Source organism: Pseudalkalibacillus hwajinpoensis (assembly GCF_039851965.1).
Taxonomy (GTDB): Bacteria; Bacillota; Bacilli; order Bacillales; family Guptibacillaceae; genus Guptibacillus; species Guptibacillus hwajinpoensis_E.
The window spans coordinates 1,776,862-1,799,969 of sequence record NZ_CP156674.1; the positions used below are offsets into that span (position 1 = coordinate 1,776,862).

Sequence of the window (23,108 nt, forward strand, 5' to 3'; positions counted from 1 at the left end):
TGCGCCACCAGCAATGACTGGTTCTAGTGGGTTCGATTCCCACCCCGAATAATAATTCAACATACTATTATTCGAGGGTGGGGTAAAGTCTGCCCTCGACAGGAGGGAAACTCATGATTAAACATCGTGACCTGTCGGAATGTCATGTGTTATTTGACTTGATGGTTGACCCAGCTGTCTTCCCATTTGTACGTCATAAAGCAAGCTCTTACGAAGAATACCTGTTCTTAACTAAACAGCTAATCGAGGCTGAAGAACAAGGTGAACTCATCTCACGAACGATCCTTGATGAATGGGGAGCCCCAATTGGTACCATTAACCTGTTTGACATTGAACAACAAACCGGGTTTCTTGGCACGTGGATTGGAACACCCTATCATGGAAAAGGCTATAATCAACTAGCGAAAGATGCCTTTTTCAGTGAGTTATTCTTCAATAACCACATTCAAACCATCTTTATGCGGATTAATAAAGACAACGTGCGCTCTCAAAAGGCTGCTGAAAAAATCCCTTATATAGGAAGAGCAAACGAGAAATGGCCCGAAATATATGAGAAGATCAACTCCGGAGAAAAATCCTATCACCTATACGAAATTGAACGCGACAACTATTTACTCCACACGATGCGCGATCGTGGAGAATCAGTTGAAGTTCAACTCGAAGCTTGAGTTCCTACTTGTAGGAACTTTTTTTATTTCGATAACTTTCACTCCAACATCATCTGAATAGATCTCTTCATGATGGCAATGCTAGTACCATCTTAAGGAAGAGAGGGATTAGAATAGATAAGAAAAAAGGAAGAGAAAATAAAGAATCAAAAATGACCCTTACGAAAACGCAGGATGTATTGTTTGGTCGTGAATTTAAACGAGCTGATCGAGCTGGACAAAAGTAGTTTTCATGAATAATATGATATGAAAATGCCATCCTAATTAGTGGAGAGATGATCTCCAAACACTTACAGGAGCTGATTAAGATGACAAAGCGTCCAAATGAATCAGAAGGTAAACAAAAGCGACAGGCGCAAAACCCAATTCCGGCAGCACAGAATGAAGATGTAGAATTCGCAAGTGAATTTGACACTGCTGATGCAAAAGCAGCGGAAAGAGCAAGATCTGCTGATCAGCGAGCAAAAAAGAATAGATAAATTAAAAGGACCTACTTAGGTCCTTTTTATAACGAAGCACGTTGTGGACATCTTTATCCCCACACTGTTAACAATGTGGATAATTCAAACAAGCCTTTATCTAGCACATGTGGTTATAAACACAAAGGATTGTGGATAAAAACTTCATTAACCTGTGGATAGTGTGCATAAAGTTGTGTATAACGCACTATAACACTGTTTATTATGTTTATAACCTTGTGGAAAGTGTTAATGACTATTTTAAGTTAACAGTCACAATGTTAAGAAAAGACAAACTTTTTGGAAAAACTACCGCTATAGCGGTAGCTTTAATTTATAACCTCTTTTCGCTTGAATACAGACACTACTTCCACATGAGCTGTTTGAGGAAACATATCGACAGGCTGTAGCTGCTCAATTTCAAATCCTCTCTTCCTTAAAAATGCGGCGTCCTTCGCAAGTGTGGATGGATTACAGGAAACATAAACGATTTTGTTCGGCTTTGCTTTCACCATTGTGGATAACAATTTATCATCACAGCCTGTTCGTGGTGGGTCCACAACAATCACATCCGGTTTAAAGCCCTCTTTAATCCAGTTCGGCACTAACTCTTCTGCTTTTCCAACTTTATATTGCACAAAGGAATCGTAACCATGCCGTTTCGCATTTTTACGTGCATCATCAATTGACTCTTTTATAACGTCCATCCCACGAACTTCTTTCGCATCAGGAGCAAGCCATAACCCAATTGTTCCAACCCCACAGTAAGCATCAATCACGTTTTCACGACCGGAAAGTTCAGCTGCTTTTTTAACCTCATTGTACAATTTCACTGTTTGAATAGGATTTAGCTGGAAGAATGCACGTGCGGATAATTCAAAGTGCAGGTCACCAAGAGACTCCTGAATAACCTCTTCTCCTTCAAGCACAAAAGTTTGTTCCCCAAATATGAGCGAAGTTCGCTTTCCATTTACATTTTGTATAACTGAATTCACTTCTGGAAGTCGCTTTTTAATTTCTTTGATTAATAATTCTTTTCGTGGGATGTTCTCTTCAGACGTAACGAGCACAAGCTGAAGCTGACCTGTTTCAAAGCCTACTCGCGTTACAATCGTCCGAACAAGCCCCTTCCGTTTCTTTTCATGATAGATCGATATATTTAAACCTTCCAGAATCTTGACAACCTGGCGAGTAACTCGGTTTGTTTCAGAATGTTGAATGAGACAGTTTGTAAGTTCAACTAGTTCATGTGAACCAGCACCATATAAACCGGCAATCACTTTGCCCTGCTGTTTTCTAACCTGAAGCTGACTCTTGTTTCTATAGTTCCACGGGTCTTCCATTCCAATCACCGGCTTGATTGTAATGTCCTTTTCACTTAACTTCGCATGCCGCTCAAACGATTGAACCACAATATCTCGCTTTTCACGAAGTTGTCCTTCATAACTAAGATGCTGTAGCTGGCAGCCCCCGCACTCTTCATATACAGGACATGGAGCAGTGACTCGATCACCTGATTTTTTGCGAAGTCGTTTCACTTTTGCTTCAGCCCGATTCGGGAAAACAGTGGTGATTTCTGCTGTAACTTCTTCACCTGGTAATGCCCCAGGTACAAAGACGACTGTGCGCTTAAAAAATCCTACACCTTCTCCATTTATACCCAATCGTTTTATTGTAAGGGGAATTGTTTGCCCTTTCGTAAGGCCTGTCCCCTTTACCTCTTTGTTATTCACTTTCATCGCTCCTTCTATCTACCCGCTTAAGCTTTCCCATAAATACATGGACACATAGCTCGAATACGGCGACCATTTATTATTATATTCGTAAAGTTCCTCTTTTGATGGTTTGGTAGAAAGTTTAAACCACTTCTTTATCGCGTTTTGAATGCCGACGTCACCTGCTGGCAAAATATCTTTCCTGCCCAGACCAAAAAGAAGCACACACTCAACCGTCCATGGTCCCACGCCTTTCGGAAATATGCTGTGTATTCATATTAAAATCAAAGATAAAAGACACGTAATTGATCACTTCATCCTTCTGCCTTTCATCTTCTCCTGAAATCTCAAATAAAGGATTTTCTGTTGTTCCCTTAGCTTGAACCGAGATCACAGCTTCACCACTATTAAGTACAAGCGGAACTTTCAGCAATCTTCTATCATAATCCATATATTGAAGAGGATCCATACGAACCCTGTCAAATAACCTTTCAACATTATACGGTACTTGAGGATATATGCTCACAGTCCACATTTAATCGCCCCCGATCATGTTATATAGTCTTTATTATCGCAAAAGACCAGGAAAAGCGAAAGTGGCCGGTTAGATCCGTCAGGCACTGCAGCCTAGATCCAAAAAGCGGAATCGGTTAGAGTAGATATTTCTTGAATCAATCAAAAAAGACCGCCATTTCTGGCAGTCCTCTTAAGGCGCAAGCGGTCGCGGTAGCGTGCGAGTAAACACGAGCTCATCGAGACTTTTAAATTGATACCCATCCTTCTTTAAATCGCGGAGCACCTTTTGCAGCGCCTCTGCATTATCTTTTGAAACAGTATGAAGAAGCATAATAGCTCCAGGATGGACCTGTTTCATAATGGAATCATAAGCATATTTACTGCCCTTCTGGTTATTAGTTTCCCAATCTTTATAAGCAAGTGACCAGAAGATATTGCGGTATCCTTCTTCTCTTGAGGTTGCGAGAGACCTTTCACTAAAAACCCCTCTTGGCGGTCTCAAGTACTGCATCGATTTATCACCTGTTAGTCGTGTGTATTCTTCTTTTACCTTTTGCAATTCTTCTCTTATCCTGTCGTCAGAAATAGCTGTCATATCAGGATGACTCCAGGAATGGTTACCAACAATGTGACCTTCCTTCACCATTCGTTTTACAAGATCCGGTTGATCCGTTAAATAATGGCCCGTTACAAAGAAAGCCGCCGGCACCTCCTCTTGCTTGAGAATATCCAAAATATCGCTTGTATAGCCATTTTCATACCCATTGTCAAACGTAAGATACAATTCTCTTTGATCAGTGTTTCCAATAAAATACCCACCTGATTTTGTTAGCATTTCTAAGAACTCGGGCTCCGTTGTTGCAGGAGCGTGATCATTACTTCGTTTAAAATACCAATCATGCGACTCATTGCTTACTGCTTGGGCTTCTACTGACGTAAAGCTCACGAGCAGGGCAAAAACAATTGCCACCATCCTCATATTGCCCCTCCTTTACTACGGCATTCTTCGATAGAAAACCAGCATGTCTGCTGGTTATTGGCGTGTATAAAATTCAAAACTCAAGTAATCCTGCACAGGGATCCACGCACCGATTCCCTGCTGGGTTACATTTCGCACTTCTATTTTCTTCTTGCTTCCTTTTAACACAAGGTACACTTCACCGTACGTTACTTTACCTTTTTCATTAACAGCGGGCACATAGCTTGTAAGCGTACCATAATGCTTTGGACCAACATTGTAGACGTTACTTTTCTTTGTATCTCTTCCAATCATCGTCTGGAATGAAAGTGAAAGCTTCGTTTTCTCAGATGCCTTCATCATCATCATCTTCTTTACATCTTCACTATCCGGTATCGAGGCTGTTAAACCACCGTTCACCTTCTTTTCTTCTTCCTGGCGGTAAGTTATTTGCACCGGGCCTGTTCCACCTCTATTGTCAACTCTATTCACATTCGACTGTTTGTATTGCCAGTTGACATTTGTTTCATGCGATTCATAATTCAAGGCCCATTTACCAAGGTAAATGCTTGCTCGATATCCAATCGCTAGTTTTGATGGTGAAATCGACGAATCATTCAGTATCTGGATAAGTTCAGGATTATCGATTGTCACCTCTGTCGATTCCGTTAATTCTTTTGTCAACTCACTTGGCTGCAGTGTCGGAAGGTCCTGTGTTGGGTTTGGGTACGTATTTTCTTTTGAGATATTAACAGCAGAATCAGGAACTTTTAATTTCTTTTCTGCCGTCTTATCTTCCTTAGCCATCGTTGTTAACGGTAAGATCATGGTTAAAAGGAAGATCATAAGAACTATTTTCTTCATATCAATTCTCCTTTGTATACATCTGTTCATAAGGAACACATCAGACTCTTATGAGTATTTTTTTCTAGAAGCAGATCTTTTATCCAAGAAATTAGAAAGGGCTTTACTCTCTCCATTCAAATAGAATTCCTTCTGAATTTATCCACAAAAAAAGAACGCCTAAGCGTTCATTTTTTCGAAAGTAGGATAGAAGAACTGTACGAGTGGCCCAATGCCAAATGTAATGAAAAGAGTCCCCATACCAATTGGACCACTAAATAGAACGGCAGCCAGAAGGGCAATAAGTTCTCCAATCGTCTTGGATGTTCGAATGCTTAATCCAGTCTTCTGATGAATCGCTAGCATAAGCCCGTCGATTGGAATAACCGCAAATTTAGCCTGAAGATAAATGGCAATACCAAGACCAATGAAAATCATTCCAACAATAAAAATGCCATAAGCAAGGAAAACGTCTTCCACTATCCAGCTTTCAAACACATAAAGCAGCCAGAAATCAATAAACACTCCAGTAACCAAAATAGTAATTAGAGCAAAAAAATCAGGCCATGCTTTTATCAGAAAAGCATTCACAAACATTAGTATGATACCTACAATAATGACCCAGCTTCCCACCGTCAATCCAATCGTATCAGCTAATCCAACGTTGAGAGCATCCCATGCCCCCGCTCCGATATCTGATTTAATTGTAAATGTTATACCTGCCGTTAATACAAAAAGACCGATTACATAGAACAAGAACCGTTTTATTTTCAACTTCCGCATCCTCTCTATCGCTATACACCCATTCGTTATTGTACCTTAGATGACAGCTATAAGACGATACTTCCACTCCAATTTCTTAAGCTTTATTTCCTTCAGGAACCTCATCGCGCTCTTTGTTCGATTCTTGCTCTTTGTCAAAGATCTCAATAGTCCGCCACTTGCCAAAACGGTAATAACCAATCGCGAAAATACTTGAAATCACGAAGCTTACTCCGATTCCATAAGCGATCCCTTCTGCACCAAGCCATTGAGAGAATAAATAGGTTAATGGCACACGGAGTACCCAGAACGAAATAATATTAAGCACAAGAACCTGGAACATTGCTCCTGCTGCTTTCACAACACCATTTAAAACAAAATTAATGCCTAGAAAAGGATAGAAAAACGCGACTGTTTTTAAGTACGTTTCACCAAAGGCAATTGTTTTTGGATCATTAATAAATAATCGAATCATTGATTCTGCGCTTAGAAAAATGATTGCACTTATCGTAAAAGAAACGGTCAAAATAAGAATAATCCCGTTTTTTGAAATATCCGAAACACGCCCCCATTTACCTGAACCAATGTTCTGTCCAGCCATACTGTTAACAGCTGCTCCCAGCGTGAAGGCGGGTAACATAATGATCCGATCAAGACGCTGCGCTGCCCCAAAACCGGCGACAACTTGAGTTCCAAACCCTGCAACAATTCCCATTATAGCTGTTACACCTGCAGATACCGTCATCATCTGGAGACCAGCAGGGAATCCGAGTTTAGATATCAGCTTGAGCTCTTTCATATCTGGAAAATGAGGAATGGTAAAGGGCACCTTCGACTTCCAGACTGAATAAATCACACCGTACAAAAAGGCGGCACTTTGAGAAAGAATGGTAGCATATGCCGCACCTTCAATTCCCCAGTTGAAATAGCTGATAAAGAGCGGATCGAGACCTGCATTTAAAATAACCGCAAAGAACACAAACCGAATCGGCGTTTTACTATCCCCAAGTGCGCGAAGCACTGTCCCTATAAAGTTGTAACCAAATAGAAAGAGAATTCCAAGGAAGTTAATGCGAAGGTACACTTTCGTACTGTTGAAAATTTCATCTGGAGTTCCTAAAAATCTCAGGATAGAATCAGTGAAAATAAATCCGATAATCCCAAATGTAACCGATAGGATGGTTAAAGCGACGACAAATGCATTTAATGATTCAACTAAGCCTCTTTTATCACCAGACCCTTTGCGTTGGGATAAAACAGTAAGTGTTGCGCTATTAACACCTATAATAAATGAAAGGACTGTGAAAATGACCGGTGCTGCTATTGAAATAGCCCCAAGTGCATTGGAGCCAAGTAAATTCCCTACCCAGATGCTATCGATAAATTGATATGACGTTTGAAGGAGGTTCGTTAAAAAGATAGGTAAAGAAAAATAAACCATTTGCTTCGTAATATTTCCCTGAGTAAAATCGTAGCTTTTATTCATCTGATTACCTTCTTTAGTTCAAATTAGAGTCTCTATTTGGTATACCCTCGTACATCACCGAAAAAACGGAACGATGTGCTTCAATAACCTATAGTAAATAATGGCATATTAATTCATAAATAGAGGAAGATTAAGACTGGAGTTAAATTCGAAAGGAGAATTACCAATGGCAATGTCACAATCTGAAATTAAAAATAAAGTACTGAACATCTTTGATTCTCATTATGTAGGTACACTCAGCACGGTCAAGGATAATAAACCACATTCAAGATTCATGACGTTTTTCCATGACGAACTAACGTTAATGACACCAACAAGTAAAGAGACACATAAGGTTGAAGATATTGAACAGAACCACAACGTCCATGTTCTTCTCGGATATGATGGCGAAGGTTGGCACGATCGCTATGTAGAAGTCCAGGGTCACGTAACAATTGACGATTCAAAAGAAACTAAGGAAAAGTTATGGGGAGATCAATTGAAGCGCTGGTTCGAATCTCCAGAGGATCCAAACTACGTTGTCCTTAAAATCACTCCGGATACGATTCGCCTTATGAATGAAGGAGAAAATACACCTGAAACACTTGAGTTATAGATAAGTGAAGTTGTGTACTAACACAAAAAGGGACACCTCGTCTGGTGTCCCTTTTTGTTATTCGCTATAAACAATATCAAATGTTTCTTCTAAATCAATACTTCCTATGATGGATTGAGCCATCGAACAGTGTTTCTTTGTTAATTTGAGTGCTCGCTCAACCTTTTGTTCATCAAGGTCACCTATTAGCGTAAAGTGAAGGTTGATTTTCTCAACCCGATTAGCTTCTTCGGCATTACGGGTAACGTCTGCTTTAATTTTGATATCTTTATATACCATACGCTTTTTATCCAGAATCTGACGAAGCACACCACCGCTGCAAACCGCTACGGATGAAACAAGAAGCTGGTATGGCCGAAAACCAAACTGTTCATCACCTGAAATATGTAACCTACCGTATTCAAAATCAGCTGTAAAACCAGTTTCTTCTTTTTTCATTTTAAATTCCAATTTACTCACTCCTATTTATCAGCTTTGATCTTATTTTAAAACAGCAGTTGAGAAAATGCGAACGGTGGCTCTTTTCAAACAATTCCATTATAATGGCACTGATAAGAATTCCTTTTTTTGGCCAGATGGAGTGTGAACTATTTGTTTGAAACAAATCGCTATCGTTTTATCGTCCTTATTTCCATTGTTTTTATCTCTGGTTATTCTCAAGGGATGCTACTGCCTCTCTTATCTATATTGTTAGAAGAAGCAGGCGTTTCCTCCAGCATGAATGGATTAAATGCCTCTGCACTCTACATCGGCATTTTGTTTGCATCACCTTTCATCGAAAAACCGGTGCGCAAGTTCGGCTACAAACCAGCCATTTCTGTTGGACTTCTTCTTGTAATCGTGTCGATCACGCTGATTCCATTCTGGCAGGCGTTCTGGTTCTGGTTTGTTCTTCGAATTATCGTTGGAATTGGCGACAACCTGCTTCACTTTGCTACACAACTATGGATTACGACAACTACCCCACAAGAAAAACGGGGACGAAAAATTGCTATTTATGGATCAGCATTCGGTCTTGGCTTTGCTGCAGGACCACTCTCGACCATTCTTGTTAACTTTTCTATCTACTTACCATTCCTCCTTGCTTCAGGAATTGCTCTACTCACGTGGCTAATGTTAGCAAGAATTCGAAATGAATTTCCAGATTCACTAACAGAGGGCTCAGGGAGAGTGTTCTCGAAATACGGTCATGTTCTTAAAATTGGATGGGCAGCACTGCTCCCTTCCTTCGGCTATGGGTTTCTAGAAGCTTCTCTTCACGGAAATTTCCCGGTTTACGCCCTTAGAGCAGGACTTGATGTACATGCGGTTTCTATTCTTCTCCCAGCATTTGTCGTTGGAAGTCTCATTTTTCAAATGCCACTAGGAATCCTAAGCGATAAATATGGTCGTAAAACCATTTTACTTATTAGTATTTCAATTGGATGGCTTTGCTTCTCAGGTGCCATTTTCACTACATCTGTACCTATTCTCTTTATCCTATTCTTTCTTGCAGGCATGATGGTTGGATCATTGTTTTCTTTAAGTATTACGTACTTAGCTGATCTCCTTCCAAACAACCTGCTACCAACAGGGAACATTCTAGCTGGTATATTCTTTGGCATTGGTAGTATACTCGGACCGTATTTTGGTGGAGTCTTCATCGATTGGTTTAGAGAAGGTAGTATCTTTTATGCCATCAGTGGGATGTTGCTATTCTTATTTACCGCTACTGCCATGCATCGCAGTCAGGACCACACTGCAAATTATTCAACTTCATCATGAGTAAAGAAACATCTAATTAGCCATTTTAATACTATAATCAAAAACCCTTTTCGTTGACTTATTGATAGAATGTATTCTATAATAATAATTGTGATTATCTGATAATTATTATAATTAATTCCCGATAAAGGAGTCGATACAGGATGAAATTACGTGAAGAAATGCCTGAATTCGAAGGCGCGAAAGCATGGTTTAACGGAGAAGTTGCAAAAGCGGACCTAGTAGGAAATAAACCACTCACACTTGTTCACTTCTGGTCTATCAGCTGTGGACTATGTAAAGAAGCAATGCCGATGGTAAATGAATTCCGTGACGAATATAAGGACGACATGAACGTCGTTGCTGTGCACATGCCTCGTTCTGAAAAAGATCTGGACCTTGATGAAATCAAACAAGTGGCAGATCAACACGATATTAGTCAGCCAATCTTTGTCGACAGTGACCACAAGCTTACTGACGCATTTGAGAACCAGTACGTCCCAGCATATTATGTATTCGATTCAGAAGGTAAGCTTCGCCACTTCCAGGCTGGTGGAGAAGGACGCAAAATGCTAACAAAACGAATCACTAAACTTCTAGATAAAGCAAAAAAAGAAGACTAGAACTAATAAACAGGCAGCTTATCACTGCCTGTTTATTTTGTCTTCCTTATCACTTTATACAACTTTAACGAAAGCTTAAAGGCCAAATAGCCTACAACTGCACCGAGAGCATTCAATAGAATATCATCAATATCAAAAATCCGTTGAGCGATAAAATATTGAAGCAGTTCAATAATAGTACTCGTTACTAATCCGATGATGGCGATGAGTAGAATCGATTCACCTTTTTTACTAACAACTGGCACTAAAAAACCAAGCGGCATAAAGAGTAATATATTGCCAATAATGTTTTTGAAGATTAGCCAGTAACTCCCACTCTCCCACATCAGCTTGATACTGTCGAACAAAACGAGATTAACCGATTTTCCATATGGATAGTAATTATAAATAAACAATGTTGCGTAGAAAAGAGCGAATAAGTAAATACATAAAGCGAATGCACCACTCTTCTTCATCCATTTCCCCGCTTGTACATCTTCATTCTGAGTCTGCATAGTTCATGTTTCTCTCCTATTCTCAAGATGCCTGATGGCCTGCATTTATGCTATAGTATTCTATACAAAATATGTTCATGTAACAAAATTGAGGTGGAAAAATGCCTGACCAAAAGGAAAACGTCATATTACAGCTTTCTTCAGCACTAAACAACTATAACATTCCTTATTTCTTTATAAATGAAACCGCACTCTGGCTTCAAGGAGCCCTTACTGAACTTGATTCTATAGCGATTTCGGTTCAATGGGATGGTTTTGAGTCCGTCACAAAAGAATTAAACAACCGATACGGGGGTTCTATACCGATCCATTCTACCGACCGATCTTGTGTTGTTTATGAGATCGACGGCTACATGGTAAATGTTGAATGCACGTACAATACAGTCGTTCGTACAAACCCTTATTTAATCGAAGTTCCCTTTAACGATCACACAATACCGTGTCTTTCGCTCTATTATTATCAACCATTTCCTAAATGGACTAAAATCGTAAATGAGCATCTTAAAACAATGCAGGACAACATGACAGAGCAAAATCAAGTTTCATGGAACCAGCAGAATTATGAAGCTCTTCTTAATCGTTTCGGATCTCCACAGGAAGCAGCAGTAAAATTAAAAGAGAACCCAACCGGACGTTTAAAATCTCTTATTCCCTATCTTCCTCCTCTAGAAGGAAAACAGGTGGCTAATTTAATGGGTTCACACGGAATGAAAGCCACTTCAATGGGATTACTTGGAGCGGACGTTACAGTCATCGATTTTTCTTATGAGAATGAACGTTACGCCAAAGAACTGGCTGTTGCAAGTGGTGTCACTATCTCATACTATGTATCAGATATTCTAAAACTGGGTCCTGAACATAATGGAAAATTCGATGTAGTAGTTATGGAACTCGGGATCTTACATTACTTTCTTGATCTACATCCGCTTTTCAAAGTAGTTAAACGTCTTCTTTCACCAGAAGGTACATTCATTCTCCAGGATTTCCACCCGGTTTCTACTAAACTGATAACTTCTAAAGGGAAGAAACATAAGGTAGATGGGAATTATTTTGATCCATCCATCCATAAAATAGGCGTTGCTTATGAAAAACATTTGTCGAGCGAAGATGGAAACGTCGTTCTTCAGCGAAAGTGGACGCTTGGAGAAGTGTTAACAAGCATGGCGGATGAAAGTCTTATTATCAGGCAAGTCGTTGAGGAACCGAATATAAAACTTAATGACCGTGGTATCCCAAAAGTGTTTACCGTTAAGGCTATGAAACAGTAACTTCCATCAGAGGGGGGCTTCCTACATCCCCTCTAATGGTTAGTTGAACCAATCGGACCTTTAGGTGGAGTTACTGCCCTTAAGGAGGATAAAACCAACAAAAAGCACCCCATAAAGGGTGCTTTTTACATTATGATACAAGTGCATCAATTACTTCATCATCTCGTTTGTCTGCATAATTTTTACCAACTACAACCGCTTCTTTGTTCATCAACTCGTTTAATTCGCCTGCTTCTTCTTTTTCGCCAGCTACGTAAATTTTCTCCCATTGACGGCTTTTTGCTTTTTTATCAAGCTTCGCTGCCATCGATTTGTACCATCTTTCCCGATTTGCTTTTACGCGATCTTCATAAAGCTCGCGTTGGGCGGTACTACCGTTACCGGCAATGTTCTCGTTTCCAGTCGTCCCTTCATATATTCTCCAGTTATCTTGATCAGGGTCCCATGCGTATTCTTCACTTTTTGTAAGGAAGCCAAGCTCCGTTTCAAGGATACGTACATAGTCATAATGCACGAGGATAATACCTGTGTTCGGATAGTGATTCCTCAACTCTTCTAACTGATCTAGCTGTGCTTCTTCTTCCCAGTAAAGGTTGGTTTCAACCGGTACCTGCGTTCTCTCAACGAACCAGATTTGATCGTCTGAAGATGCAATGATAACCAGTCCGCGCTTTAAGTCATTTTCTATACGATTAATCTCATCCTGAACCTTTTCTTTTACTTTTTCAAAATTAGCCATCTCTTCTTTATTGTCACTCTGCTTCAAGTAATCTTCAAAGTTTCGGAAGCCATTTTTCAATTGGATCTTCCATTCGCCGTTTTGGCGATCTGCATCACGACGGTCTGTATTTAAATATAGGGTAAAGACTTTATCTGGTTTTTGCACCTGTGCACGTTTTAGTTGATCAAGCTTTTCTGTTAATAACATGTTATCTCCTCCTCTTGTTCTCTTTGTTAATAATTCCATTCCCTTTCTTTTCCTGATTTTAAACGTAAGATAATACGTATCTAATTGTAAGATTAGATATAGTCAATGAGAATGGTTTATGGTAGAATGAAATTATTAAAACATGATAATTATTCTAATCTAATGAAAAGCATTCTCAATAAGCATTATAAAAAATTGATTTATCAGTCCTAAATTTGCTGTGACCTGTTCAATGGTCGCAGCATTGCATGTTTATAAGGCAAATGAAGATGACTATCTTTCTCAATTAGAAAAAGGAGGAATGATAATGGAACAGGTAAATATTCAATCACACGCATATCAATCGCACACTTCCTTCTGGTGGCAGGCGATGAAACAACACGGTGAGCTTGCAGCTGCTTTATTAAGTGGATTTATCATTGCATTCGCTTGGGTAATGGAAGGTACTTTTACTCCTTCTATTGAATCCATCCTCTATATCACAGCGTTTGTCATTGGCGGCTTTGCAAAAGCAAAAGAAGGCATCGAGGATTCGATCGCGGACAGAGATGTGAATGTAGAACTTCTTATGATTATTGCGGCGATTGGAGCCGGTAGCATTGGCTATTGGACAGAAGGCGCTATTCTCATTTTTATTTTTGCGCTAAGTGGGGCACTGGAAACCTATACTTTAAACAAAAGTGAACGTGAACTTGAGTCTTTAATGGAAATACAGCCAGAAACTGCAACGGTTGTTAGAAATGGCATAGAAAAAGTCGTTCCATCTTCCTCCTTATCGATTGGAGATACCATCCTCATTCGACCTGGTGAGCGTGTACCGGCTGATGGCGTGATCAGGAAAGGGCAGACATCACTTGATCAGGCAGCGATAACAGGAGAATCAATTCCTGTTATTAAACGAATTGATGATGACGTATTTGCTGGCACATTAAACATTTCAGGACATCTAACAGTAGAAATGACTAAGCGGAGTGAAGATACTGTTTTCCAGAAAATCATCTCGCTCGTACAGGAAGCACAGGACCAAAAAGCCCCTTCACAACTATTTATTGAAAAACTTGAAGGCTGGTATGTAAAAATTGTTCTTTTAACAGGTGCTCTCCTGATGGTTCTTCCTCATTACACATTCGGTTGGACATGGGAGGAAACCATTTACCGAGCGATGGTCTTTCTTGTTGTAGCTTCACCATGTGCCCTCGTTGCATCGATTATGCCAGCAACATTATCAGCCATTTCTGCAGGTGCAAGAAACGGGATTCTCTTTAAAGGTGGCGTCCACCTTGAGCAACTTGGGTCAATGAAGGCTGTAGCGCTTGACAAAACAGGTACACTTACTGAAGGATCACCTGTGGTAACAGATGTTCTCACACGGCACGACGTGAACGAAGATGATTTTATCAAAGCCGTGGCGTCAATTGAACGCCAATCGACTCACCCACTCGCTAAAGCGATTGTCACCTATGCTGGATCAGTCAAATGGTTTGAACCTGATGAAATGGTAGATCACTCGGGATGGGGTGTTGAAGCGAAAATCAATGAAACAACGTGGAAGGTTGGGAAATTGGAATTCTTCGCTACTGCAGTTGGGTTCGACTCTTTTGAAACTCAATACAATCGACTCCAAAAAAACGGGAAAACAATCGTCCTTGCATCTGACCAAAACGGAATCGCTGGAATGATTGCACTAAAAGATAAAGTAAGAAGCGAATCAGCGGAAATGGTAAAAGCATTAATGTATCGCGGTATTGAACCCGTTATGCTGACCGGAGATAGTGAACAAACAGCAAAAGCAATTGCAGAAGAAGTTGGAATCAAAACCTTCTATGCAAATTGCCTGCCTGAAGATAAAGTAACAAAAATGCAGGAGTTGAAAGAACAATATGGGTCAGTTGGTATGATCGGAGATGGCATAAACGACGCACCTGCTCTGGCTGTTTCAGATGTAGGTATTGCAATGGGCCAGGGCACTGACGTAGCCCTTGAAACAGCAGATGTTGTTTTAATGAAAAATGACCTCGGAAAGCTAACGAGAGCAGTAAGCCTTTCGAATCGTCTAAATCAAATCGTAAAACAAAATGTTATATTCTCAATTGTTGTCATCCTGCTCCTCATCGTATCTAACTTCTTTCAGTTCTTATCTCTTCCACTAGGTGTCCTCGGACATGAAGGCAGTACGATCCTTGTTATTCTGAATGGCCTTCGATTACTAAAATAACTAGAAAACAGCAGCCAAAATGGCTGCTGTTTTCTTAAGACTGGGATTTTTTCCGAAAATAATTAGATGTCGCGTTCACTTCTCCACCTACAATAATCACAAGCCCGGTCAAATAGAACCAGAGCATTAGCGCAATCACCCCACCAAGACTGCCATATGTAGCAGAATAGTTACTGAAATTGTTAATGTAATAAGAAAACAGAAGTGAAACAAGCTGCCAGAGTACCGAAGCAAAAACAGATCCTATCAAAACGTCTTTATAATGCAAGCGCTTATTCGGAGCGTAATAGTAGATAAACATAAACACGACAATCATAATGGAAAGACTCAAAACCCAGCGAATAATAGCGAACATAAATCCAAACGATTCGGAAATATCAAAAAATGACACGAAGAAACGCCAGAGCGTTTCACCAAAAACCGGTAAAATTAACGCAATAACGATTACAAAAATCATCGCGATTGATAATAAGATCGATAGTCCGCGCGCTAATAAAAAATGTCTACTCTCATGCACATTGTAAGCTCGATTAAGTGACTTAATAATGGCATTAATCGCATTAGATGCAGACCAGATTGTTGCAATGATCCCAAAGGACAAAAGCCCTTTCCGTGCCCCATCCTCCAGAATAAGATTCTCTTGAATGGCTACGAATGATTCAGATGGCGCATATTGGGCGATTAGGTCGAGAATCTGTTCCTGAGAAAAATCAAAATGAGCCAGAAGGGTAATGGCAAAGATTAAGAACGGAAAAAGCGACAGTAAGAAATAGTAGGCAAGCTGTGCTGATAAGTCTGTCACCTGGTGTTCATTCATTCTTGAGAAAAGCTGTTTTGAAAACCTAGTTAGTGATACATCCACCATATACCCTCCTGCGGCTCGATTAGTGCGTTATTGATCCATCATTGTTTCCTGTTAGCTCTTCACCTGCTTCAACGACTCTCGAACCGATTTCTTTTAAGTCATGCTGCGTTTCCTTCACGAGGTTAAAAGCTTCAACTGAACTGTCCTTTAGACCACTAAACTTCTCAGAAAGAGTGGAAATATCATCCTGCACTTCCTTCATTAATTCACTCGCATCGTCAACCGTCTGCTTCCATTTATCAGTGTAGTAGGAAGGATTGTTTTTAACATCTCGGAGAATTGTTCCTGCGCGTTTAGAACCACTTTTAATCGACGACCTTGTACCGCTATCCAGAAGTGAAATTAAAGCACCTGCCAGTCCACCGATAAGGACTGCCTTAAACAATTTATTTTGATTTCGACTCTGATATGTCTGACTCATTTGATTTCCTCCTCGATTTATAAAGATGAGATTAATTTCCCTCTATTGATCACCTTGAAACGCAAATATTACCATCAAGTGGTATATTTTTGAAGAATGCGATCCACGGCACTTCCATAGCTTTCCCCAAATAGGACAAGATGAACAAGAAGATAATACAACTGATAAACAGGAATACGATCCTCCCATTCCTTCTCAAGGGGGTAATCCGCATCATACTGCGCATAGAAACCCTCTGTATATCCTCCAAATAAATATGTAAAAGCAATGTCAATTTCTCGATCACCGTAGTAAACTGCAGGGTCAATTAAGTAAGGCTCGTCATTTTCATTCACAAGCCTGTTTCCATCCCATAAATCACCATGCAGGAGTGAAAAGTCAGGCTTATGTCCAATGAATAAGTCCAACCTTTCTCTCATCTTTGTTAAGCGGCGATCTCGGTCTCCAGAAAGGACTCCTGCTTCATTGGCTATGTCTTGCATGATACCGAGTCGCTGATCCCGGTAAAAGGTGACCCAATCATCTGTCTGATTATTTTCCTGATGAAGTTCGCCAATGTAATTGGAGTGATCTAGCCCTGCCATATCCACGGTATTATGATGCATATTTGCGACAAGACGACCAAGCGAACGCTCACTTTGTTTATTTGATCTTGCTGGGGAAATCCATTCCATTAGAAAAACCATTTCCGTTTCACCGCGAGGTAACAGCACAAGTGGTTTAGGAACCCGAATACCGTGACTGGAAAGAATGTTAAGACCTTTTTCCTCCGCCTTGAAGAAACCATCCGGTGCAGTGCGATTCAGTTTCGCAAAGTATTCCTGCTTGCCTGTACTCACATAGAAGGCTTGATTAATTGACCCACCAGAAACGGATTCCCATTTCACGATGCTTGTTTCGTCACCAATTTTACTCAATGCCATTTCTATTGCCTGTTTCATAAGCTTTTTTCATTCTGAATATGCTGAAGCAGTTTCTCGCACCCTACTTCAACCATTTCGTATACTTCTTCAAAATTACCATCAAAATAAGGATCAGGGACGTCTTCAAACTCACTGTCTGTAACGTAGTCCATTAAACGAGAAATGGAACCAGTCGACTTCATTCCCGCCATTTCATGGAGTTCTCCTAAGTTTCCAGCGTCCATCGCTACAATATAGTCAAACGTATCAAGATCCGTTTGCTTGACCTGCCTTGCCTTAATTCCGTCCGTCGGAATGCTTTGCTTAAACAAAATTTCCGACGTACCTTCGTGTGGTGGTTCACCAATATGCCAGTCTCCTGTTCCGGCCGAATCTACTTCAAGTTGTTGATTCAATCCAGCTTTCTTGACCTTAGAGCGAAAAATCGCTTCTGCCATTGGTGAGCGGCAAATATTTCCCAGACAAACGAACAATACACGGATCATCGTTATCCCTCCAATGTTTTGATGTAAACTGTACGGTTACGTGGCCCATCAAATTCACAGAAATAAATGCCCTGCCATGTACCTAATATCATATTGCCGTCTTCAACAATGATTGTCTGTGATGCTCCCACTGTGCTCGTCTTTAAATGAGAAGCAGAGTTCCCTTCACCGTGTCTGTATTTAGGATGCTCCCATGGATACACTTCATCCAGCCTCATTAGCATATCGTGTTTCACATCAGGGTCTGCATTTTCATTTATGGTGATGCCTGCGGTCGTATGTGCTGAATAGACGATAACAATGCCGTTTCGAAAACTGTCTTCTTTAAGTGCGCTCCTTACTTCAGAAGTAATGTCCTGCATCTCATCTCGCTGATTTGTTTTTACAGAAATTCGTTTTAACATCTCCATCCCTCCCAATGTCACTATACTTGTACTACCCTTCTTCCGCTCTTTTCATTCAATTGATCAATTACTCTTCTATATCCATTTATATCCATTAATAATCATCACGTTCATAAAGGTAAAGATAGGGGATATCCAAAAACAAATAATGCGTCTCGTTAATTGGATAGGAGTAGGTTCGAATCAGCTCATTTGTTTCTATGTCACTATATAAATCGGAAAGAATGCCGACCTGTTCATGTCTCATCCTAACGATATTTTCAAGAAAATAAGGGCGCCAACTCCAGTTATCCCCCTCATATTCAGGCTGAGATTCCCAGATCCCTTCTCCATTGCGATAATAGTTGGCAGATACTTGTCGACCGTCTTCATCACAAATATACCCTCTAAAACATGCTTCTCCAAGAGACTGCGCTGCTTCAGATACGATGACATTCCAATCGTTGTGCTTCGTACGCTTTACCTGCTGCTGCAAATGGTGATTAAAATTTTGCGATAAGGTGTAGAGAGACAGCAAGCGCTTTCTCTCATGCTCAATAAAGTGATGGAACTCCTTTGTTAATAGTGGTTTGCACTTATCAACCGAAAGGAATTCGGGTCCCGGCCTGCCAAGGTAGTATCCCTGATAATAGCGTCCGCCATTTTCCCAGGCATATTTGAGTTGACCGATTCCTTCAATCCCTTCGAATAGAAGGGTTGCCCCGATTTTTCGGCCAAGCATAGAAAGAGCATAAAGCACTTCCCGATACTCAGGAGGCATGCCTTTGTCTTTTAAGTTTGTTAAATCAACTTTGATGATATTTGGATTAAGGAAGGCGATCTTCTCAATATTACTCATTGTGCTCCCTGCATGACTAATGGCCACTTGAACACCAAGACTTTTATAATAGGTCAGAATATGCTGTAGCTTCTGGAGTTGGTCATCCTCTACGTCATATCCTGAAACTTCAATCACGATTTTCCCATAAGAGATGCCACTAGTAGCATAGTCCTCCAGAGAGTTCGTAATGGTTTCACCGTGGTCGTAAAGAAGGTGTCTTGCATTACAGTTTAAAAATAAGCTTTGATCACTTTCTCTCTTCTGAAAATAATCGATCGCTGCATTACGTATATGAGTATCAATTTCAAGTATATACTCTTCTGGTATCGAAGAATCCTCAAAGAAGAATCCCAGGCTTTTAATACCCTCCTCAGTACGGATTCTTCCAAGGACTTCGTACCCAATAATTTGCTGCTTATCAGCGCTAACAATCGGTTGAAAGTATGGGAAGATCTTATCTTTCTTTCCCATTACATCAAGTGCATCCATTACATAACCCCTCCCACGGATCAAAATAAATACTATTATTATATCATGAACCTTGCGTTGCCTTTTTAAAATCACTCACTATTGAGCAAAAATTCTCACCAATTGACGATACAATTTTGCCCAAATTCACCTGAATTAGTGGACTTATCGTTGGAATTTATCCGTGAGCGTTTTATACTAGTAGTAAAATGAATGCAAAAGGTGATGATCGAATGAGAATTGTTCAGTCATGGAGATGTAAAAATGAGGGTAAATAAAGATCAATTAAAGCGAATGAAGAAGAATGAATTTGTCAGAACTGCAATTGAATATGTAGACGCCGGAGTAGTCATAACGGATCCAGAGCTCCCTGATAATCCGATTGTTTACACAAATAATGGGTTTGAAAAACTCAGCGGGTATTCAGCTGACGAAACCATTGGATACAACTGTCGTTTCCTTCAAGGACAAGATACAAATCAGGATGACATCGACAAGCTACGTTTAGCGATTAGTAATAAAGAGAAAATAAAACTCGAAATAAAAAATTATCGGAAGAATGGTGAAGTATTCTGGAATGAACTTCAAATCTACCCGGTATTTATTGAAAGTGAGCACCAGACCTACTTTGTAGGAGTGCAGCAGGATGTTTCGAAACGGAAGTATGCAGAAGAGCGATCTGACCACTATCTTGAACAAGTAAAGCGCCTTTCAACCCCTATCGTTCCAATCGATCGCAATGTTTCTATCGTTCCGGTTGTAGGGGAAATTGATGATGAACGTCTTGAACTTCTGCTTCATAATGTTAGTGCTCATATTCAAAAAAGCGGTGATGAGTATTTAATTCTGGACTTGTCTGGAGTTAGCCACTTTACAAGTCAGCTTCATAAAGGAGTTTACCAACTTAACCAGCTTATAAAGTTAATGGGTGCTATGCTCATGATTACAGGGATCAGACCAGAGTTTATTTTGGAGGGCATAGAGTCAGACTTCTCCCTCTCAACCGTTAAAAGCTTTTCATCTGTTAAGCAGGCCCTGGTGTCTATTCAATAACAGAGCAGCAACTCATGCTTTTGAAATGAATGTTACCGAAGAAGCTTTCGAAACAGTGTTCGAAAGCTTCTTCCTCCTTAAACTATATTTTAATCTTAATTGCTGCATTTAACGCTCTAGCCTCCTGTAGGGCTCTTTCATCCTTTTCAATCTCACCAGGCTTACCGGCTTCACCGATTAAATAACTCTTCATAGTCATTCCAAGAAAATCGCAGATATACTGGAATTGTTGAATAAGCGGAAGAGCTTTCAAGCGTGGTTGGTCGCCGCCACATACAATAACGTATACTTCCTTGCCCTTTAGCTGATTTCTAAGCTCATAACGGTCATCGCGCATAGCCTGTGAGAGGCGATCCACTGTGTTTTTCATAATACCTGACATGCCATACCAGTATAAGGGTGTAGAGAAAAGAATAATATCGCTCGAAAGAATTGCTTTTACTACTTGATGGTGGTCATCTTCCACAGGAGTGAAACCACCCTCGTTATGGCGTTGATCATGAATGGGCTGAACCGATAATTCCCTCAAATGGATCTTTAGTGCGCTCTAATCCATCAAGGACATGGTTCGTAAGGGCTTCCGTATTACCATTACTTCTACCGCTTCCTTCAAGTACAAGTATCTTTTTCATAATAATCCCCTTTCCATCTTTTATCATAGCGTTAAGCTCCATTCCTTTAAACCATTTTGCTATTTATTTTCAGAATAGAGGTTCCGCCTATGCATGCCTTTTTCTCATGGTCCACTGATCACGATTTCTCTCTTTTTTCAAACGAGCATCTTGTGGTACTCGGCACAATTGTAGTGATGATGATTCTTATGTTCCTCTTTAGAAATAACTTAAGAGAGCATTCCTTAAACTTTATCTTCAGAATAGGGATTGCGATTATTATTCTTCTGTCTGAAGCTAGCTTTCACATCTGGTTCATTTATCATAATGAATGGGATGTTGCAGTTGGGTTACCTCTTCAACTCAGTAGCATTTCCCTATTTCTGGCTGTTTTTCTTGTTCTTACGAAAAACAGAAGCCTTTTTGAAATCACCTATTTCGCAGGTGCAGGAAGTGCCATTCTTGCTATGCTTACACCCGATCTTGGTGTTTATGGTTACCCACATTTTCGTTTCTTTCACTTTTTTGTTGCACATGGAGGAATTGTTATTGCCACATGGTCCATGATTATCGTTGAAGGATTTGTACCTTCTTATCGGTCAATCTGGAAAGCCTTCTTTGCTTTAAATGCGTATGTAACACTCATCTTCATTCTGAACATCACACTTAATGCAAACTATATGTTTTTAATGGAAAAGCCCTTAAGTAATACACTATTTGCTTACCTTGGTCCCTGGCCTTGGTACTTGCTTTCACTAGAAGGTGTAGCAATTGTAGCTTTTCATCTTCTATATTTGCCTTTTACTTTCTCCAAATGGTTAAACAAAACACGAAGAAAGATCTCTTCGTTTAGTAGTTAACTAAAAAGGAAATGAATTACTATAAAGAGATTGAAAGGATGAATCCAGATGAAGCGGTATTATCTTATTGTGAAAGGAAAAGTTCAGGGAGTTGGATTTCGAGCTTTCACTCAACAAAAGGCAGCTCAATATGAGGTAAGTGGTCACGTTATGAATCATATGGATGGATCTGTTGGTATCGAAGCCCAAGGAGATGAACAGAAGCTTGAGCGGTTTATTTCAGCTATTCGTACCGGTAGCCCCTACTCTTCTGTAGAAGAAGTCACTACGGAGGATAAAGAAGTATTGGAAAATGAGCTTTCCTTTTCGATTCGTTATTAAATAAAATATGAAAGTACGATTACGTTGTTCGGTCGATTTGCAGCCAATATCGTGGTTTCTGAATTCCTTAGTGAATTCAATCAAAAGATTGGTTATTTACTTGTTTGGCGATACGTTACCGAAAAGCAAAAGGACTTTGAAGAAAATAAAAAGCTTGTAAACGAATTATCGACAGCTGTTATTCCTACAATAATCGACAATGCCATACTGGTACCATGTATCGGCAAAATGACTGATGTTCGCTCTGAAAGGCTAGTAGAGAGCGTTCTCAACTATTGTGCAACTCACGGAACTGATTATGTACTGTTCGATTTTTCTGATTTAGCCGAAATGGGAGAAAGATCAGCGCGAATATTGTGTGAAACGATGACAAAATACAATGGCTCATGACAATCGATCTTGACCCTTCAATTCCTACCTTCGCTACATTTCGACAGGGAATTAATCATGTTGTACAGCTGGAAGGGTTCAAAATTGTTCCCATCGATAACGAGAAAAACTGAGGCTTAGCTCTCAGTTTTTTTGTTTCCAGAAGCAATAGCTTTCAGCCATAAAAGAAGTTCCGTCCTGACGTTTATTATCTCTTGATACTGTTGGAAAAATTT

The 23,108-nt window shown here is 40.0% G+C and carries 27 protein-coding genes and 1 pseudogene; 12 read left to right on the top strand and 16 right to left on the bottom strand.

The genetic code is table 11. The features are described 5' to 3' along the window. Positions 1-113 precede the first annotated feature (113 nt). The 3 genes from ABFG93_RS09220 (at position 114) to ABFG93_RS09230 (ending at position 1,147) form a co-directional block, all read left to right on the top strand. Positions 114-668, top strand: coding sequence for a GNAT family N-acetyltransferase (locus tag ABFG93_RS09220; RefSeq protein WP_347552483.1), 555 nt, complete (start codon positions 114-116; stop codon positions 666-668). A gap of 152 nt (positions 669-820) precedes the next feature. Further along, positions 821-895, top strand: a complete 75-nt coding sequence (locus ABFG93_RS09225) for a YfhE family protein (RefSeq protein WP_347552799.1) — start codon at positions 821-823, stop codon at positions 893-895. A gap of 81 nt (positions 896-976) precedes the next feature. Beyond that, entirely contained in the window at positions 977-1,147 is a 171-nt protein-coding gene (locus ABFG93_RS09230) for a YfhD family protein (RefSeq protein WP_347552484.1), read from the top strand. 308 nt (positions 1,148-1,455) lie between these two features. Here ABFG93_RS09230 and rlmD read toward each other — a convergent pair whose 3' ends face one another. The 6 genes from rlmD to ABFG93_RS09260 all read right to left on the bottom strand — a co-directional run bounded on the left by rlmD (position 1,456) and on the right by ABFG93_RS09260 (position 7,406). Next, entirely contained in the window at positions 1,456-2,865 is a 1,410-nt protein-coding gene (gene rlmD, locus ABFG93_RS09235) for a 23S rRNA (uracil(1939)-C(5))-methyltransferase RlmD (RefSeq protein WP_347552485.1), read from the bottom strand. 205 nt (positions 2,866-3,070) lie between these two features. Beyond that, positions 3,071-3,376, bottom strand: a complete 306-nt coding sequence (locus ABFG93_RS09240) for a hypothetical protein (protein ID WP_347552486.1) — start codon at positions 3,374-3,376, stop codon at positions 3,071-3,073. Positions 3,377-3,547: 171 nt separating this feature from the next. Beyond that, on the bottom strand, positions 3,548-4,330 hold the full coding sequence (pdaA, locus tag ABFG93_RS09245) for a delta-lactam-biosynthetic de-N-acetylase (RefSeq protein ID WP_431522085.1): 783 nt from the start codon (positions 4,328-4,330) through the stop codon (positions 3,548-3,550). Positions 4,331-4,390: 60 nt separating this feature from the next. Beyond that, complete coding sequence (locus tag ABFG93_RS09250; RefSeq protein ID WP_347552488.1) at positions 4,391-5,179, bottom strand: YfkD famly protein; 789 nt, start codon at positions 5,177-5,179, stop codon at positions 4,391-4,393. Between the two features lie 159 nt (positions 5,180-5,338). Continuing rightward, positions 5,339-5,941, bottom strand: coding sequence for a YczE/YyaS/YitT family protein (locus tag ABFG93_RS09255; protein WP_347552489.1), 603 nt, complete (start codon positions 5,939-5,941; stop codon positions 5,339-5,341). 76 nt (positions 5,942-6,017) lie between these two features. Then, on the bottom strand, positions 6,018-7,406 hold the full coding sequence (locus tag ABFG93_RS09260; protein WP_347552490.1) for an MATE family efflux transporter: 1,389 nt from the start codon (positions 7,404-7,406) through the stop codon (positions 6,018-6,020). Between the two features lie 172 nt (positions 7,407-7,578). Between ABFG93_RS09260 and ABFG93_RS09265 the strand changes: the two genes are divergently transcribed. Further along, on the top strand, positions 7,579-8,001 hold the full coding sequence (locus ABFG93_RS09265; RefSeq protein ID WP_347552800.1) for a pyridoxamine 5'-phosphate oxidase family protein: 423 nt from the start codon (positions 7,579-7,581) through the stop codon (positions 7,999-8,001). Positions 8,002-8,058: 57 nt separating this feature from the next. Here ABFG93_RS09265 and ABFG93_RS09270 read toward each other — a convergent pair whose 3' ends face one another. After that, a complete protein-coding gene (locus tag ABFG93_RS09270) occupies positions 8,059-8,451 on the bottom strand; it encodes an OsmC family protein (RefSeq protein ID WP_347552491.1) in 393 nt (130 codons plus the stop codon). Between the two features lie 132 nt (positions 8,452-8,583). On the opposite strand from ABFG93_RS09270, the gene ABFG93_RS09275 reads away from it, so the two are divergent. Both ABFG93_RS09275 and ABFG93_RS09280 read left to right on the top strand, forming a co-directional pair. After that, positions 8,584-9,765, top strand: a complete 1,182-nt coding sequence (locus ABFG93_RS09275; RefSeq protein ID WP_431522086.1) for an MFS transporter — start codon at positions 8,584-8,586, stop codon at positions 9,763-9,765. A 143-nt stretch (positions 9,766-9,908) separates the two neighbouring features. Then, positions 9,909-10,367 (top strand): TlpA disulfide reductase family protein, encoded by a 459-nt coding sequence (locus tag ABFG93_RS09280; protein ID WP_347552493.1) that lies wholly within the window; start codon positions 9,909-9,911, stop codon positions 10,365-10,367. A 32-nt stretch (positions 10,368-10,399) separates the two neighbouring features. On the opposite strand, the gene ABFG93_RS09285 is transcribed toward ABFG93_RS09280, so the two are convergent. Further along, positions 10,400-10,861, bottom strand: coding sequence for a VanZ family protein (locus tag ABFG93_RS09285; RefSeq protein ID WP_347552494.1), 462 nt, complete (start codon positions 10,859-10,861; stop codon positions 10,400-10,402). A 101-nt stretch (positions 10,862-10,962) separates the two neighbouring features. Between ABFG93_RS09285 and ABFG93_RS09290 the strand changes: the two genes are divergently transcribed. After that, positions 10,963-12,129: a class I SAM-dependent methyltransferase gene (locus tag ABFG93_RS09290; protein ID WP_347552495.1), complete on the top strand. Its 1,167-nt coding sequence runs from the start codon at positions 10,963-10,965 to the stop codon at positions 12,127-12,129. 130 nt (positions 12,130-12,259) lie between these two features. Here ABFG93_RS09290 and ABFG93_RS09295 read toward each other — a convergent pair whose 3' ends face one another. Continuing rightward, on the bottom strand, positions 12,260-13,057 hold the full coding sequence (locus ABFG93_RS09295; RefSeq protein ID WP_347552496.1) for a VLRF1 family aeRF1-type release factor: 798 nt from the start codon (positions 13,055-13,057) through the stop codon (positions 12,260-12,262). Positions 13,058-13,364: 307 nt separating this feature from the next. On the opposite strand from ABFG93_RS09295, the gene ABFG93_RS09300 reads away from it, so the two are divergent. Next, positions 13,365-15,272: a heavy metal translocating P-type ATPase gene (locus ABFG93_RS09300; protein ID WP_431522066.1), complete on the top strand. Its 1,908-nt coding sequence runs from the start codon at positions 13,365-13,367 to the stop codon at positions 15,270-15,272. A gap of 34 nt (positions 15,273-15,306) precedes the next feature. Here the strand turns inward: ABFG93_RS09300 and ABFG93_RS09305 are convergent, their stop codons facing one another. The 6 genes from ABFG93_RS09305 to ABFG93_RS09330 all read right to left on the bottom strand — a co-directional run bounded on the left by ABFG93_RS09305 (position 15,307) and on the right by ABFG93_RS09330 (position 19,679). Further along, positions 15,307-16,137 (bottom strand): YihY/virulence factor BrkB family protein, encoded by an 831-nt coding sequence (locus ABFG93_RS09305; RefSeq protein ID WP_347552498.1) that lies wholly within the window; start codon positions 16,135-16,137, stop codon positions 15,307-15,309. A gap of 19 nt (positions 16,138-16,156) precedes the next feature. Further along, positions 16,157-16,558, bottom strand: coding sequence for a YtxH domain-containing protein (locus ABFG93_RS09310; protein WP_347552499.1), 402 nt, complete (start codon positions 16,556-16,558; stop codon positions 16,157-16,159). Positions 16,559-16,632: 74 nt separating this feature from the next. Further along, positions 16,633-17,499, bottom strand: coding sequence for a fructosamine kinase family protein (locus ABFG93_RS09315; protein WP_347552500.1), 867 nt, complete (start codon positions 17,497-17,499; stop codon positions 16,633-16,635). Beyond that, positions 17,496-17,966: a low molecular weight protein-tyrosine-phosphatase gene (locus ABFG93_RS09320; protein WP_347552501.1), complete on the bottom strand. Its 471-nt coding sequence runs from the start codon at positions 17,964-17,966 to the stop codon at positions 17,496-17,498. Before ABFG93_RS09320 ends, ABFG93_RS09315 begins: the two co-directional genes overlap by 4 nt. Positions 17,967-17,968: 2 nt before the next feature. Continuing rightward, positions 17,969-18,370 carry a secondary thiamine-phosphate synthase enzyme YjbQ gene (locus ABFG93_RS09325; RefSeq protein WP_347552502.1) on the bottom strand — a complete coding sequence of 134 codons (402 nt, stop codon included), beginning with the start codon at positions 18,368-18,370 and terminating at the stop codon, positions 17,969-17,971. Positions 18,371-18,464: 94 nt separating this feature from the next. Then, a complete protein-coding gene (locus tag ABFG93_RS09330; RefSeq protein WP_347552503.1) occupies positions 18,465-19,679 on the bottom strand; it encodes an EAL domain-containing protein in 1,215 nt (404 codons plus the stop codon). A gap of 243 nt (positions 19,680-19,922) precedes the next feature. Between ABFG93_RS09330 and ABFG93_RS09335 the strand changes: the two genes are divergently transcribed. Further along, complete coding sequence (locus tag ABFG93_RS09335) at positions 19,923-20,711, top strand: PAS domain-containing protein (protein ID WP_347552504.1); 789 nt, start codon at positions 19,923-19,925, stop codon at positions 20,709-20,711. Positions 20,712-20,793: 82 nt separating this feature from the next. Here ABFG93_RS09335 and ABFG93_RS09340 read toward each other — a convergent pair. Continuing rightward, positions 20,794-21,334 (bottom strand): annotated as a pseudogene (locus tag ABFG93_RS09340) (flavodoxin family protein). Positions 21,335-21,432: 98 nt separating this feature from the next. On the opposite strand from ABFG93_RS09340, the gene ABFG93_RS09345 reads away from it, so the two are divergent. Genes ABFG93_RS09345 through ABFG93_RS09355 form a run of 3 tightly spaced genes read left to right on the top strand, consistent with a single transcriptional unit; the run spans position 21,433 to position 22,893 of the window. Next, entirely contained in the window at positions 21,433-22,182 is a 750-nt protein-coding gene (locus ABFG93_RS09345; protein ID WP_347552505.1) for a TIGR02206 family membrane protein, read from the top strand. 48 nt (positions 22,183-22,230) lie between these two features. After that, positions 22,231-22,503, top strand: a complete 273-nt coding sequence (locus ABFG93_RS09350) for an acylphosphatase (RefSeq protein ID WP_347552506.1) — start codon at positions 22,231-22,233, stop codon at positions 22,501-22,503. A gap of 24 nt (positions 22,504-22,527) precedes the next feature. Further along, positions 22,528-22,893 (top strand): STAS domain-containing protein, encoded by a 366-nt coding sequence (locus tag ABFG93_RS09355; protein WP_347552507.1) that lies wholly within the window; start codon positions 22,528-22,530, stop codon positions 22,891-22,893. Positions 22,894-23,108: the final 215 nt, after the last annotated feature.

Excerpts from the sequence above, each read along its gene's own strand:
- pdaA (WP_431522085.1), bottom strand. The coding sequence starts at position 4,330 with ATGGTGGCAATTGTTTTTGCCCTGCTCGTGAGCTTTACGTCAGTAGAA.
- ABFG93_RS09265 (WP_347552800.1), top strand. The coding sequence starts at position 7,579 with ATGTCACAATCTGAAATTAAAAATAAAGTACTGAACATCTTTGATTCT.
- ABFG93_RS09290 (WP_347552495.1), top strand. The coding sequence starts at position 10,963 with ATGCCTGACCAAAAGGAAAACGTCATATTACAGCTTTCTTCAGCACTA.
- ABFG93_RS09230 (WP_347552484.1), top strand. The coding sequence starts at position 977 with ATGACAAAGCGTCCAAATGAATCAGAAGGTAAACAAAAGCGACAGGCG.
- ABFG93_RS09345 (WP_347552505.1), top strand. The coding sequence starts at position 21,433 with ATGCATGCCTTTTTCTCATGGTCCACTGATCACGATTTCTCTCTTTTT.
- ABFG93_RS09335 (WP_347552504.1), top strand. The coding sequence starts at position 19,923 with ATGAGGGTAAATAAAGATCAATTAAAGCGAATGAAGAAGAATGAATTT.
- ABFG93_RS09350 (WP_347552506.1), top strand. The coding sequence starts at position 22,231 with ATGAAGCGGTATTATCTTATTGTGAAAGGAAAAGTTCAGGGAGTTGGA.
- ABFG93_RS09325 (WP_347552502.1), bottom strand. The coding sequence starts at position 18,370 with ATGTTAAAACGAATTTCTGTAAAAACAAATCAGCGAGATGAGATGCAG.
- ABFG93_RS09285 (WP_347552494.1), bottom strand. The coding sequence starts at position 10,861 with ATGCAGACTCAGAATGAAGATGTACAAGCGGGGAAATGGATGAAGAAG.
- ABFG93_RS09240 (WP_347552486.1), bottom strand. The coding sequence starts at position 3,376 with ATGTGGACTGTGAGCATATATCCTCAAGTACCGTATAATGTTGAAAGG.
- rlmD (WP_347552485.1), bottom strand. The coding sequence starts at position 2,865 with ATGAAAGTGAATAACAAAGAGGTAAAGGGGACAGGCCTTACGAAAGGG.
- ABFG93_RS09220 (WP_347552483.1), top strand. The coding sequence starts at position 114 with ATGATTAAACATCGTGACCTGTCGGAATGTCATGTGTTATTTGACTTG.
- ABFG93_RS09310 (WP_347552499.1), bottom strand. The coding sequence starts at position 16,558 with ATGAGTCAGACATATCAGAGTCGAAATCAAAATAAATTGTTTAAGGCA.
- ABFG93_RS09315 (WP_347552500.1), bottom strand. The coding sequence starts at position 17,499 with ATGAAACAGGCAATAGAAATGGCATTGAGTAAAATTGGTGACGAAACA.
- ABFG93_RS09250 (WP_347552488.1), bottom strand. The coding sequence starts at position 5,179 with ATGAAGAAAATAGTTCTTATGATCTTCCTTTTAACCATGATCTTACCG.
- ABFG93_RS09330 (WP_347552503.1), bottom strand. The coding sequence starts at position 19,679 with ATGGATGCACTTGATGTAATGGGAAAGAAAGATAAGATCTTCCCATAC.
- ABFG93_RS09260 (WP_347552490.1), bottom strand. The coding sequence starts at position 7,406 with ATGAATAAAAGCTACGATTTTACTCAGGGAAATATTACGAAGCAAATG.
- ABFG93_RS09255 (WP_347552489.1), bottom strand. The coding sequence starts at position 5,941 with ATGCGGAAGTTGAAAATAAAACGGTTCTTGTTCTATGTAATCGGTCTT.
- ABFG93_RS09280 (WP_347552493.1), top strand. The coding sequence starts at position 9,909 with ATGAAATTACGTGAAGAAATGCCTGAATTCGAAGGCGCGAAAGCATGG.
- ABFG93_RS09295 (WP_347552496.1), bottom strand. The coding sequence starts at position 13,057 with ATGTTATTAACAGAAAAGCTTGATCAACTAAAACGTGCACAGGTGCAA.
- ABFG93_RS09320 (WP_347552501.1), bottom strand. The coding sequence starts at position 17,966 with ATGATCCGTGTATTGTTCGTTTGTCTGGGAAATATTTGCCGCTCACCA.
- ABFG93_RS09305 (WP_347552498.1), bottom strand. The coding sequence starts at position 16,137 with ATGGTGGATGTATCACTAACTAGGTTTTCAAAACAGCTTTTCTCAAGA.
- ABFG93_RS09300 (WP_431522066.1), top strand. The coding sequence starts at position 13,365 with ATGGAACAGGTAAATATTCAATCACACGCATATCAATCGCACACTTCC.